At 44.0% G+C, this 11,975-nt stretch carries 12 protein-coding genes; 11 read left to right on the forward strand and 1 reads right to left on the reverse strand.

Annotated features, from left to right (window positions below):
* Nucleotides 1-17: 17 nt before the first annotated feature.
* The 4 genes from F612_RS0110080 to lnt all read left to right on the forward strand — a co-directional run bounded on the left by F612_RS0110080 (nucleotide 18) and on the right by lnt (nucleotide 4,111).
* A complete protein-coding gene (locus F612_RS0110080) occupies nucleotides 18-1,061 on the forward strand; it encodes a PhoH family protein (RefSeq protein WP_019557648.1) in 1,044 nt (347 codons plus the stop codon).
* A 16-nt stretch (nucleotides 1,062-1,077) separates the two neighbouring features.
* Nucleotides 1,078-1,554: an rRNA maturation RNase YbeY gene (gene ybeY, locus F612_RS0110085; protein WP_019557649.1), complete on the forward strand. Its 477-nt coding sequence runs from the start codon at nucleotides 1,078-1,080 to the stop codon at nucleotides 1,552-1,554.
* A gap of 89 nt (nucleotides 1,555-1,643) precedes the next feature.
* Complete coding sequence (locus tag F612_RS0110090; RefSeq protein ID WP_019557650.1) at nucleotides 1,644-2,531, forward strand: HlyC/CorC family transporter; 888 nt, start codon at nucleotides 1,644-1,646, stop codon at nucleotides 2,529-2,531.
* Nucleotides 2,532-2,572: 41 nt separating this feature from the next.
* Entirely contained in the window at nucleotides 2,573-4,111 is a 1,539-nt protein-coding gene (gene lnt, locus F612_RS0110095; protein ID WP_245539538.1) for an apolipoprotein N-acyltransferase, read from the forward strand.
* 30 nt (nucleotides 4,112-4,141) lie between these two features.
* Here the strand turns inward: lnt and F612_RS0110100 are convergent, their stop codons facing one another.
* Nucleotides 4,142-4,531: a zinc ribbon-containing protein gene (locus tag F612_RS0110100; protein ID WP_019557652.1), complete on the reverse strand. Its 390-nt coding sequence runs from the start codon at nucleotides 4,529-4,531 to the stop codon at nucleotides 4,142-4,144.
* Between the two features lie 147 nt (nucleotides 4,532-4,678).
* Here F612_RS0110100 and leuS point away from each other — a divergent pair, with 147 nt between their 5' ends.
* The 7 genes from leuS (at nucleotide 4,679) to rlmH (ending at nucleotide 11,814) form a co-directional block, all read left to right on the forward strand.
* Nucleotides 4,679-7,168, forward strand: a complete 2,490-nt coding sequence (leuS, locus tag F612_RS0110105) for a leucine--tRNA ligase (protein ID WP_026329730.1) — start codon at nucleotides 4,679-4,681, stop codon at nucleotides 7,166-7,168.
* Nucleotides 7,169-7,257: 89 nt separating this feature from the next.
* Nucleotides 7,258-7,896, forward strand: a complete 639-nt coding sequence (locus F612_RS0110110) for an LPS-assembly lipoprotein LptE (RefSeq protein WP_157760539.1) — start codon at nucleotides 7,258-7,260, stop codon at nucleotides 7,894-7,896.
* A gap of 9 nt (nucleotides 7,897-7,905) precedes the next feature.
* The gene (holA, locus tag F612_RS0110115; RefSeq protein ID WP_019557655.1) at nucleotides 7,906-8,937 is read left to right on the forward strand and encodes a DNA polymerase III subunit delta; all 1,032 of its coding nucleotides are present in this window, start codon (nucleotides 7,906-7,908) and stop codon (nucleotides 8,935-8,937) included.
* Nucleotides 8,938-9,007: 70 nt separating this feature from the next.
* The gene (locus F612_RS0110120) at nucleotides 9,008-10,261 is read left to right on the forward strand and encodes a glutamate-5-semialdehyde dehydrogenase (protein ID WP_019557656.1); all 1,254 of its coding nucleotides are present in this window, start codon (nucleotides 9,008-9,010) and stop codon (nucleotides 10,259-10,261) included.
* Nucleotides 10,262-10,309: 48 nt separating this feature from the next.
* On the forward strand, nucleotides 10,310-10,930 hold the full coding sequence (nadD, locus tag F612_RS0110125) for a nicotinate-nucleotide adenylyltransferase (protein ID WP_019557657.1): 621 nt from the start codon (nucleotides 10,310-10,312) through the stop codon (nucleotides 10,928-10,930).
* A 40-nt stretch (nucleotides 10,931-10,970) separates the two neighbouring features.
* A complete protein-coding gene (gene rsfS / locus F612_RS0110130) occupies nucleotides 10,971-11,321 on the forward strand; it encodes a ribosome silencing factor (protein ID WP_019557658.1) in 351 nt (116 codons plus the stop codon).
* 22 nt (nucleotides 11,322-11,343) lie between these two features.
* Nucleotides 11,344-11,814 carry a 23S rRNA (pseudouridine(1915)-N(3))-methyltransferase RlmH gene (gene rlmH / locus F612_RS0110135; RefSeq protein ID WP_019557659.1) on the forward strand — a complete coding sequence of 157 codons (471 nt, stop codon included), beginning with the start codon at nucleotides 11,344-11,346 and terminating at the stop codon, nucleotides 11,812-11,814.
* The last annotated feature ends 161 nt before the right edge of the window (nucleotides 11,815-11,975 follow it).

Raw genomic sequence — 11,975 nt, forward strand, 5'->3', positions numbered from 1 at the left:
TTATTTTTTTCAGGCGAGTGCCTGAGTTACTTTTGAGACGCCATTTGTCCGCTTTGCATACTATTCAATTCAAACTTTTCCCCGAAGATAATGAACGTTTACAGAACCTTTGTGGTTGGCATAACGAGCATTTTGAGCAAGTCGAACTCCGTTTGGGGGTTGAGATTAATGCCCGTGGTTATCTACTTTCAATTACCGGATTGGCAGACCGAGTGGTTCAATCCGAACAAGTCATATTTGATTTGTATGCAGAAACGGCCGATGAAACGCTCACGCCAGAGCGTGTGCATTTGGTCTTGCATGAGTTGGGTTATGATCAAGTACAGCCCTTAACGGTTGAGCAAGTCTTGATTAAAACGCGCCGTAAAACGATTAAGACTCGTAATCCTAACCAAGCGAACTATATTGAGTCGATTAAAAACCATGATGTAAATTTTGGTATCGGTCCGGCAGGGACGGGAAAGACCTATTTAGCCGTAGCTTGTGCGGTTGAAGCATTAGAAAATGAACAGGTACGCCGCATTATCTTGACACGCCCAGCGGTAGAAGCGGGTGAAAAACTAGGCTTTTTACCGGGTGATTTAAGTCAGAAGGTCGATCCTTATTTAAGACCGTTATTTGATGCATTATTTGATATGCTCGGATTTGAAACCGTTGAACGTCTTATTGAAAAGAATGTAATCGAAATTGCACCCTTGGCGTTTATGCGCGGTCGAACTCTGAATGAAGCCTTTATTATTTTAGACGAGGCCCAAAATACCAGTACGGAACAGATGAAAATGTTTTTAACGAGAATTGGGTTTGGTTCGACCGCAGTGATTACGGGTGATATTACTCAATGTGACTTACCGCGTCACCAAAAATCCGGTTTGCGCCATGTGATTGAGGTATTAGAAGGGGTTGAGGACATTGGTTTTACCTTTTATCAAACACAAGATGTCGTTCGCCATCCGATGGTCCAAAAAATTGTTCACGCTTATGACCGCTATGAACGTCAGCACGCTTTAGACAGTGAACGTTCTAATCAACGTACCTATAAAAAAATTAAAACAGCTTCTTAAAATGGAACGATAGAGTATGCTTGATATTGAATTGCAGTGGGCCATTGACGAATTACCATTACCCACACAACGCCAGTGTGAACAGTGGGTTTCTGCTGCATTGGTTGATAGACAAAAAAACCAAGCCGTTGAAATGACGATTCGAATTGTTGATTTGCAAGAAAGTCAGCAGTTGAATGGTGATTATCGTAATAAAGACAAGCCAACTAATGTACTCTCTTTCGAATTTGAACAACCACCAGGCCTGGCCGATTTAGGCGAAGCTTTACCCTATTTAGGGGATTTAGCCATCTGTGCAGAAGTGGTTGCGTTAGAGGCAGCCGCTCAACATAAAACGGTAGAATCTCACTGGGCACATATGATTGTGCACGGTACCTTGCATTTACAAGGTTACGACCATATAAATGATGATGATGCCGACATGATGGAAGGCTTAGAAATTAAAATTATGCAGGGGTTAGGTTTTGCTAATCCCTACGAATCCGCTTCATAACACATTTAATCACATGTGAAGTTTATCGCCAAAGCTATCTAATCTACTTTTCAGGTTAGAGGTTTTTTATACCGAGGTTTAAATTGTAAATGAGTGACAGTATTAGCGGCTCTTCATGGCTGGAACGTCTGGCAAAGATTTTTTCAGATGAGCCGGAGAATCGAGAAGATCTAATAAGTGTTTTGAATGACGCGCAAAGCCAAGGGTTGATAGATTCTGACGCACTATTAATGATTAATGGCGTTTTGAATGTTTCAGAAGCGCGTGTACGTGACATTATGATCCCACGTTTGCAAATTGAATTGATTGATGCCTTGGAGCCTTTAGAGTCTATTTTAGAAACCATGCTTGAAAGTTCGCATTCGCGGTATCCTGTTATTTGTGGCAATGAAATTGTCGGTGTTTTACTTGCGAAAGATGTCTTTAGAGCGGTCGTGAAAGGCGAGTTGACCACTAAAGAAGATTTAGAAAAGATCTATCGCACGCCTATTTTTGTGCCGGAAAGCAAGCGCTTGAATGTGTTATTGCGTGATTTTAAATCCAGTCGCAACCATTTAGCGTTAGTGGTTGACGAGTATGCCGAGCTAGCGGGCCTTGTCACGATTGAAGACGTGTTAGAACAGATTGTTGGTGATATTGAAGATGAACATGATATTGATGAACAAGAGCACATTCAGAAACGCGTTGCTGGTGCTTATTCTGTTAACGCTTTTACGCCAATTGAAAAGTTCAATGAATTCTTCGGTGTTTCTATACAGGATGGTAATAGTGAAACGATTGGAGGTTTTTTGGCCTCTGAGTTTGGTCATGTGCCTTTGCAAGAAGAAAGCTTAACGACTCAAAACTTTTGTTTTACCGTGCTGAAAGGCAATAACCGTCGCGCGGAACTGTTTGAAGTTAAGCCTTTGGACGACAAGATTAGCGAGCAGGCTAAAGAAAACATTGACCGTCTTACCAATACTGATGAATTACCCTAAAACCACCTTCAAGCTTGCGTTAAATGCAGAGGATTGTACATTTGAAAACCGTTAAAAACCCATTTTTAAGCGGACTTATTAATCTATTTATTCCTCAAAAAAAACAGGCTATTGCTTTTGGACTTGGACTATTAGGCGTATTGTCTTTTGCGCCGTTAAATTTTGCACCCGTGATCATTGCCTCTTTGACTGGTCTATTTTTGCTGTGGTTAGAAGCCGAAAACCGTTTTGAAGGGTTTAAAATCGGTTTGTGGTTTGGCCTCGGATTTTTCGGCTTTGGCGTCAGTTGGTTGTTCTCAAGTATTTATGTCTATTCGGGTGTGCTGTTACCTTTAGCCATTTTGATGACCTTCAGTTTTATCTTATTCCTTTCCTTGTTTATCGCGTTCAGTGGTTGGGTCGCACAGTATTTTAAAGACAGTAAACGACCAGGCCTGGTCTTAACCGTTCTCTTTCCAGCGGTTTGGGTGGGCGGTGAACTAGTGCGTTCATCTTTGCTGGGCGGTTACCCTTTTTTATTGGTGGGAAATAGTCATATCGAAACCTGGTTGGCGGGGTATGCACCCGTATTTGGGGTGTGGGGCATGTCGTGGGCGATTGCCATGTCCGCGGGTTTGTTGTTGTGGTTATTTAAAAAACGTTCGTGGTTTGTGGCCAGTATCACACTCTGTTTGCTGTGGTCAGTAGGCGGTTTATTGCAGGATGTCGAGTGGGTGAAACCCGTTGATAAGCCCGTCGATATTGCGTTATTACAAGGTAATATTCCACAGGAAAAGAAGTGGCTGCAGTCTGAATTTATGCCGACTTTGAAACGATATGTTTCGATGACCAAAAGTAATATGGATGCGGATGTCATTGTCTGGCCGGAGACAGCTGTTCCTGCTTATTACGATGTGGTCGAACGAGGTGCTTTAAATTCTTTTATTAAAGATGCTCAGTTATTAAATACGGATATTCTTGTGGGTGCCATCGCAGGTGATCGCGGTTCAGCAAATTATTACAATGCTTTAATTAATCTGCATCGCCCTACGGACCGTTATTACAAGTCTCATCTTGTACCCTTTAGTGAATTTTTTCCCTTGAACGATGCATTCGCTTACGTTAGTTCGCTGTTTAACATTCCTTATGCGACTTTTACAGCCGGTGCTGACGATCAAGCGCCCCTTATGTTAGGTGGGCAGTTGGCAGGGTTAAGTATCTGTTATGAAACCGCGTTTGGCGAAGAGATGGCGAGACAGTTGCCGGAGGCAAAATACCTTATTACCGTCAGTAATGACGCCTGGTTTGCCCATACCTTTGAACCCGCACAGCAACTACAAGAAGTGCAAATGCGAGCGTTGGAATTAGGACGTGAAATTGCGCGTAGTACCAACACCGGTTTCAGTGCGATTATTGATATTAAGGGTAAAATAAAACAGCAGATCCCAGCCTATGAAATAGGCGTATTGAGAGGTAAAGTGCAGCCTTATGAAGGGTTAACGCTCTATGCCGAATGGGGTAAATTGCCAGTGTTGTTTCTATTGTTCAGTCTGTTTGCCTTTATGTTAGCCAAACGCTATTTCCTAAGCGGACGACTATAGATGTCAGAGGCATTGTCCAGTTCAACTCGGTTAGTTTGGATGATCAAACATCGGATGGTTTTCATCCATCGCGGCCGCTAAACGCAGTCTTAATAACGTAATGTCCGTTGGATCGGCTAAAGTCAGCGCTTTATCAATTAAGATCGTTTCCAGTAATGGCAAATCCATATGGATGAACTCATCAACGCCTTTTTCAGCTTCAGACAAATACTCGGCGGCTTGCATTACATCGGCATGTACATCTTGTTGAACTTGTTCAAATTCTTTGCTGGTTAACTCAGCAAGGGCATAGTCTGCTTGTTCAGCTTTCTCAATGGCCTGTCCTAAGAGCTGCCAGGTTTTTTGTTCTGTATAAATCAGGGATTCCTTGGCATGATTCAGTAAGGTTCTATAGGCTTTGAGCATTTTATTGCCATTCATTTTTTTCTCCTGTTAATGGTCTGTTTCAACTATAATATTGAACTTATTTAATTTAATAAGCAAGTCGAGAATTATGCTGAATTCTCAAGTCGAAAGACGCGATTTTCTTAGATGCACGCTAACCGTTTGGAAGTAGAAGTAAAAGCCATGTCAGAAGTTCAATACAATCCTCAGAAAATTGAAGCAGAAATCCAAAAATATTGGGACGATAACGAGACCTTTGTGGTCAATGAAGATGACAGCAAGGAGAAGTATTACTGCCTGTCTATGTTCCCGTACCCAAGTGGAAAACTGCATATGGGGCATGTGCGTAACTACACCATCGGCGATGTCATTTCTCGTTACCAGCGTATGCAAGGTAAGAACGTATTACAGCCAATGGGTTGGGACGCCTTTGGTCTGCCAGCGGAAAACGCCGCCATGGCGAATAATGTTGCGCCCGCTAAGTGGACTTATGAAAATATCGATTATATGCGTAATCAGCTCAAGTCTTTGGGCTTGGGTTATGACTGGACGCGTGAAATAGCGACGTGTCATCCAGAGTATTACCGTTGGGAGCAGTGGTTATTCACGCGCCTAATGCAAGAAGGCTTGGTCTATCGTAAATTATCGGTGGTTAACTGGGATCCAGTTGATATGACCGTGTTGGCGAATGAACAGGTGATTGATGGCAAAGGTTGGCGCTCTGGTGCCCCGGTTGAACGTAAAGAGATCGCTCAGTGGTTCTTGCGTATTACCGATTATGCCGAAGAGTTATTAGAAGGTTTAGATAAGTTGGATGGCTGGCCTGAGCAAGTTAAAACCATGCAGCGCAACTGGATTGGCAAATCGACAGGCTTACAGATCTCTTTTCCTATTCAAGGACAAACCCAAGGACAAGACGCGACTTTAGATGTCTACACGACTCGTCCGGATACCTTGATGGGGGTGACGTACTTAGCGATAGCCTCAGATCACCCTTTGTCGGTCAAAGCCTCTATCAATAACGAACCGTTAGAACGTTTTATTGAAGAGTGCTCACATGTCTCAACGGCAGAAGCGGATATGGAAACCATGCAAAAAAAGGGTGTGGATACTGGCATTCGTGTGCTCCATCCGATAACCGGTGAAATCGTTCCTGTTTGGGCGGCGAACTTTGTCTTAATGAATTACGGTACGGGTGCGGTGATGTCTGTACCGGCACATGATCAACGTGATTATGAATTTGCTAAAGCCTACGGTTTAGAGATCAAAGCGGTCATTGCCCCAAAAGCCGATGAAATGGCTGACGTCTCCAAAGCAGCCTTTACTGAAAAGGGCTTCTTGGTTAATTCTGGTCAGTTTGATGGGTTGAAATCTAAGCAAGCATTACACGAAATGGCGAAAGTCCTCGGTGAGAAAAAGATTGGCGAGAAAAGTCTCGGTGAAAAACAGACCAACTACCGTTTACGTGACTGGGGAATTTCTCGTCAACGTTATTGGGGGTGCCCAATTCCTGTTATCTATTGCCCAGCGTGTGGTGCACTGCCTGTACCAGAAGATCAGTTACCTGTTAAATTGCCTGAAGATGTCGTGCCAGATGGTTCTGGGTCTCCATTAGCTAAGTTAGACAGCTTTAAAAACTGTGACTGTCCTCAGTGTGGTGGACGGGCTCAGCGTGAAACCGATACTTTTGATACCTTCTTTGAGTCGTCTTGGTATCACGCTCGTTACACGTCTAAAGACAATTCAACTGCGATGTTGGATGAACGTGCCGATTACTGGGCGCCAGTTGATCAATATATCGGTGGCATTGAGCACGCAATCTTACATCTATTGTATGCACGCTTTTTCCATAAATTGATGCGAGATCAAGGACTGGTCAAGTCTGACGAGCCGTTTAAGAAGTTATTGACCCAAGGTATGGTGTTATTAGATGGCAGTAAAATGTCGAAATCGAAAGGCAATACGGTCGATCCGCAAGGTCTGATTGCAAAGTTTGGTGCGGACACCGTTCGTCTCTTTATCATGTTTGCTGCGCCGCCAGAACAAAGTTTGGAGTGGTCAGATAAAGGCGTTGAGGGTGGATTCCGCTTCCTCAACCGTGTTTGGCGACAAGTGCAAAGCCACATTGAAGCAGGCCTGGTCACTGCAGCAACTTCATCAGAAGGGTTGAGTAAAGACGCGAAAGCGTTGCGTTTAAAACTGCATGAAACCTTGCAGAAAGTCACCGACGATATTGGGCGTCGTCAAACCTTCAATACGGCGATTGCGGCGTGTATGGAGCTGATGAATGAATTATCCAAATTTGAAGAGGATGCTGAATCCAGTCGTGGTGTGATGCAAGAGGCCTTAGAAATTTTAATATTGATGTTATCGCCAATGACACCACACCTATCACAGAATTTATGGATTGCTTTAGGTAAGGATGGTTTAATCGTGGATGCGACTTGGCCTACTGTCGATGCCTCTGCTCTGATTAAGTCTGAGCTTGAATTAATCGTTCAGGTTAACGGTAAGTTACGCGGTAAAATTGAAGTGTCTGTGAACGCGGATAAGGAGACTATTTTGGCAATGGCTAAAGAGCATGAAGCTGTCTTGAAGTTTATAGACGGTAAAGAGATCCTAAAAGAGATCGTCGTACCAGGTCGATTGGTTAACTTAGTCGTAAAAGGCTAATGGGTTAACAGTGCTAGACTAAAGTGAATCATATGCTCAAGGATACTCAATATGATATTAACAAAGCCTTTAAAAGCGATAATGTAATTATGAAAACAAGTGTTTTTAAAAATGACCAGGCCTGGTCAATTCGTTTCTGGCGCCTTATGTCTATCACACTGTTGATGAGTCTATTGGTTATGATGACGGCTGGATTAAACGGTTGTGGTTTTCATTTGCGTGGTTTAGACCGTATAGGTTACATGCAATTTAAAACCGTTAAATTGCAAAGTCTGGCAGGCGTTCGTCCCGAAATAGAACAAGCGATGCGTTCGCAACTCGCTCAGTCGGGCGTTCAGTTGGTTGACTCCTTGGCCGCCGCGGAATTACAGATCATATTGCAGCCGACCCTTTATAAAGTAAATCGAACGGCCTATTCTGGATTAGGTGATACCACGGCAGAATTTATGAGCATGGAGCAGCCCTTTTCAGCCATTCTTGTTGCGACGGATGAGACGATTGTGAGCAGCAGTGCTCAAGCTTATCGTGATCGTCAAATTGACACCGCAGCCTTATTAGCCGCGAATAGTGAGTTGGGGAGCATTCATCGTGAAATGGCTGAAGATTTGGTGATGAATATTATGGAGCGAATCAATCGAGCGATGTTAAAAGCATCACCGGGCCCGAAAATTGTTCCAGTGGAAAGCACTCTTCCAACCATTACGCCAACCACTGTGCCAACTGATTAAGGCGCTGTTATGATTGTCGCGAGTGCGTTTCTCAATCAACTGAAATCGACTTCATTTACCGTACAACCGGTTTATTTGTTGTATGGTGAAGAGCCGCTCTTTTTGCGTGACTGTTATGATGGCTTGCGGAAAACATTAAACAGCCAGGGGTATCTAAGTGGCGATGTTTACGATATGGATGCTAACTCTGATTGGCAGTCACTGCAAATGGAGACCCAGGCGGGTTCACTGTTTTCAGATACACGGATGATTTTGGTGAATATACCCAAAGGTTCGCCAGGTCGAGAGGGGGGGAAGTTTATTCAGGACTGGTGTCAATTTGTGCAGACATTACCACCTGAAATCGTGATTGTATTTTTATGTGAACGTTTGGATAGCCGACAGCTTAAGTCAAAATGGGTCATTGCCATAGAGTCAGCAGGCCTGGTGGTACAAGCCAAGCCTGTGCCGATAAGTGCTTTGCCAAGTTGGTGTCAGCAAAAATCTCAAAGTTTGGATTTAACCTTGGAGCCAGAGGCGGCCAACTTATTAGCCGAACGGGTCGAAGGTAATTTATTAGCCGCCGATCAAGAATTACTCAAGTTGTCGCTGTTATTACCAGCGGGTAGCTGTATTAATGCTCAGACCATTTTAGACAATGTCGTTGATCAAGCGCATTATCAACTGTTTGCTTTGTCATCTGCCGTACTGAATGGTCAGGTTGCCTACAGTTTGCAGATGTTGATGCGTTTACGCCAAGAAGGTATTGAAGCGCCGATTATTCTCTGGTTGCTGTCAAAGGAGTTACGTCAGCTCATTGCCTTGGCGCAACTTTCACAACAGATTTCTATGGGGCAAGCCTTTAAGCAGTGTGGTATTTGGCAGTCGAAGCAGTCAGAATATGGCAGTGCCTTGAGCCGCCAGGGGTTGATGTCTTGGCAGGCGTTATTAAAATCCGCTTTAAAGGTCGATTTAATGATCAAAGGCATTCAGCCGACCATGAGTCCTGATGAGGTTTGGTTAGGTTTGTCCGAACTGGTTTCTAAAATGGCACGCTCTTAAACTGTTATTTGAAACTATTTTCAATCACACCGAATCAGAAAAGAATAAAAAGAACAGGGTGGGTATCCAGATGAATGTAAAAGAGTATATGCAAAAAATAGGTGGGCAAGCCAGAGCGGCTTCACGCGCTTTAGTGAGAGCCACCACCAAGGATAAGAATCGTGCACTATTAGCGATGGCAGATGCGTTGCAAAAATCGGCTGAATTGTTAAAGGCTGAGAATGCAAAAGATTTGGAAAATGGCAAGAAAAACGGTTTAGATGCCGCGATGTTGGATCGTTTAGCCATTACCGATGCGGGCATCGCTGGCATGATTGAAGGCTTACAGCAGGTCGCGGCACTGCAAGACCCGATTGGCGAAATATCAGAGATGAGTTTTCGCCCTTCAGGAATTCAAATCGGAAAAATGCGTGTGCCATTAGGCGTGGTCGGAATCATTTATGAATCACGTCCCAATGTCACCATTGATGCGGCAGCCTTGTGTTTAAAGTCGGGTAATGCGGCGATTTTACGCGGGGGTTCTGAAGCCACATATTCTAACCAAGCGTTAGCGAAATGTATTCAGCAAGGTTTGGCAGCGGTTGGTTTACCAGAAACCGCTGTGCAAGTCGTTGAAACCACAGATCGTGAAGCGGTCGGCGAATTGATTGCCATGCCAGAGTTTGTTGATGTGATTATTCCACGAGGTGGTAAAGGTTTGATCGAACGCATTAGTCAGAATGCACGCGTGCCTGTGATTAAGCATCTCGATGGTATTTGCCATGTCTATATTGACGATTCTGCAGACTATAACAAAGCGATACGTGTTGCGGTGAATGCCAAAACCCATCGTTATGGGGTCTGTAATGCGATGGAGACTTTATTGATCGCAGAGTCGCAGGCCGCCAGAGTCTTACCTGAACTGGCAAAACAGTTCGGAGACAAGGGCGTAGAGTTACGTGGCTGCAAAAAAACCTGTGCCATCATTAAGGCGAATGCCGCCACCGAAGAAGATTGGGCAACCGAGTATTTAGCTCCAATCTTATCAATACGAGTGGTGAAAGATGTCGATATGGCAATGGATCATATTGCGAAGTATAGTTCAGGGCATACCGAATCGATTATTACCGAAAACTTCACAATTTCTCGACGATTTTTAGCGGAAGTCGATTCAAGTTCGGTGATGGTCAATGTTTCGACCCGTTTTGCAGATGGATTTGAATATGGTTTAGGCGCAGAAATCGGTATTAGCACCGATAAGTTTCATGCGCGTGGCCCAGTGGGGTTAGAAGGCTTAACGTCGCAGAAATACATCGTTTTGGGTGATGGCAATATTCGTAAGTAAAAGCGCCTCAAGCGAAACGTTGCTAATTTAATTTAAGAGAGTGAATCGGTGAAACTGATTGGGATTAATGGCGGCACTTTTGACCCCATCCATTACGGACATTTAAGGCCCGCTTTGGAAGTACAGCAGCACCTTGGGTTAGATCGGGTTTTGTTTGTACCTTGTTATCAACCGGTGCATAGAGCATTGCCACAAGTGTCGGCAGAACAGCGCTGTGCCATGATCGAGTTAGCGATTGAAAATCAGCCGACATTTACCTTAGAAAAAATTGAAATTGAACGTGGTGGTCCATCTTATATGGTGGATACCTTGGACAGTTTGAAACAAAGAGAGCCTGAGGCCTGTTTAGTGTTGATGATGGGCACCGATACGTTTTCACAATTTCATCGGTGGCAAAACTGGCAGGGCATTTTAAAGCTCGCCAATCTGGCCATTATGCATCGTCCAGGTGAAGTCTTGCCGAGCGAAGGTGAAGTCGGCAAAATTTATCAAAGCCATCAAGTGGCTCAGTTAACGCAAGCATCTGGGCAAATTGTTGATATGGCCGTCACTCAGCTGGAGATCAGTTCAACGATGGTGCGACAACAGATTAAAGACGGACATACAGCAGATTATTTATTACCGTCAAATGTAATGGAATTTATTCAAAAACACGGCTTATATCAATAAGCTAGAGACAGATTAAAAAGATACTAAAAGAGAAAATACTATGACTATGGATATACAAGCAATAGAAACGTTAGCGGTTAAAACACTAGAAGATTTTAAGGGACGTGATATTCAAATCATCGATATCTCAGAAATCAGTGATTTCGCCGACAGAATGATTATCGCGACGGGTACTTCCACCGCACACGTGAAAGGGGTAGGTAACAACGTCGCCTTAGCTTTTAAAGAGGCGGGTTTTCCTGCGTTAGGTGTCGAAGCCGGGCCACAACCTGACTGGGTCTTAATCGATTTAGGCGATGTAATCATTCACGTCATGACAGAAAGCGCGCGTGCACATTACGCTTTAGAAAAACTATGGGAAGTTAAACCTACTGGTGAAGCGGCTGAATAAAAACCGTTAACGTCAGCAAACCATGATTATTCACTTTATAACCGTTGGCCAAAAAATGCCCAAATGGGTACAAGACGGCTACTTCGAATATGCCAAACGGCTGCCGAAAGCTTGCACGCTTAAATTGGTAGAACTGCCGATGGCGCAACGCGGCAAAACCGGTTCTGCGGATGTTTATAAAGCGGAAGAAGCCAAACGTATTTTAGCGGCGATTCCGAAAGGTGCTCGTTTGATTATATTGGATGAGCACGGTCAGCAAGTCACCACAAAAGGCCTTGCCTGCAAACTCGAAGAGTGGCTTGGTGGCGGACAAGATGTGGCTTTGATTGTTGGAGGGCCTGATGGACTTGAAGAGAGTCTGATTCAGCAAGCGCAATGGAAGTGGGGTTTGTCTAATCTGACGATGCCCCATCCTATGGTACGGATCTTGGTGGCTGAACAGATCTACCGGGCGTGGTCAGTCATCAACAACCACCCCTATCACCGCGAGTAAAAAGGGTCTTTTTGTTCAATCTCTTCGTTATGCTCTGACTCGTGTACTATTTGTACACTTCACCAGAACTTGCCTTGATCTTGGCCAAAAATCCTCCTTTTTTGTTTGGTTCTTTCTTTATTTAAATTAGATAAGCGAAACCAAACCAAACCCTTCCACAA

Source organism: Thiomicrorhabdus arctica DSM 13458 (genome assembly GCF_000381085.1).
GTDB classification, from domain to species: Bacteria; Pseudomonadota; Gammaproteobacteria; order Thiomicrospirales; family Thiomicrospiraceae; genus Thiomicrorhabdus; species Thiomicrorhabdus arctica.

Bases quoted from the DNA above. Each gene is read 5' to 3' on its own strand.
- ybeY (WP_019557649.1), top strand. From the start codon at position 1,078: ATGCTTGATATTGAATTGCAGTGGGCCATTGACGAATTACCATTACCC.
- F612_RS0110090 (WP_019557650.1), top strand. From the start codon at position 1,644: ATGAGTGACAGTATTAGCGGCTCTTCATGGCTGGAACGTCTGGCAAAG.
- F612_RS0110100 (WP_019557652.1), bottom strand. From the start codon at position 4,531: ATGAATGGCAATAAAATGCTCAAAGCCTATAGAACCTTACTGAATCAT.
- leuS (WP_026329730.1), top strand. From the start codon at position 4,679: ATGTCAGAAGTTCAATACAATCCTCAGAAAATTGAAGCAGAAATCCAA.
- F612_RS0110110 (WP_157760539.1), top strand. From the start codon at position 7,258: ATGAAAACAAGTGTTTTTAAAAATGACCAGGCCTGGTCAATTCGTTTC.
- holA (WP_019557655.1), top strand. From the start codon at position 7,906: ATGATTGTCGCGAGTGCGTTTCTCAATCAACTGAAATCGACTTCATTT.
- F612_RS0110120 (WP_019557656.1), top strand. From the start codon at position 9,008: ATGAATGTAAAAGAGTATATGCAAAAAATAGGTGGGCAAGCCAGAGCG.
- rsfS (WP_019557658.1), top strand. From the start codon at position 10,971: ATGACTATGGATATACAAGCAATAGAAACGTTAGCGGTTAAAACACTA.
- rlmH (WP_019557659.1), top strand. From the start codon at position 11,344: ATGATTATTCACTTTATAACCGTTGGCCAAAAAATGCCCAAATGGGTA.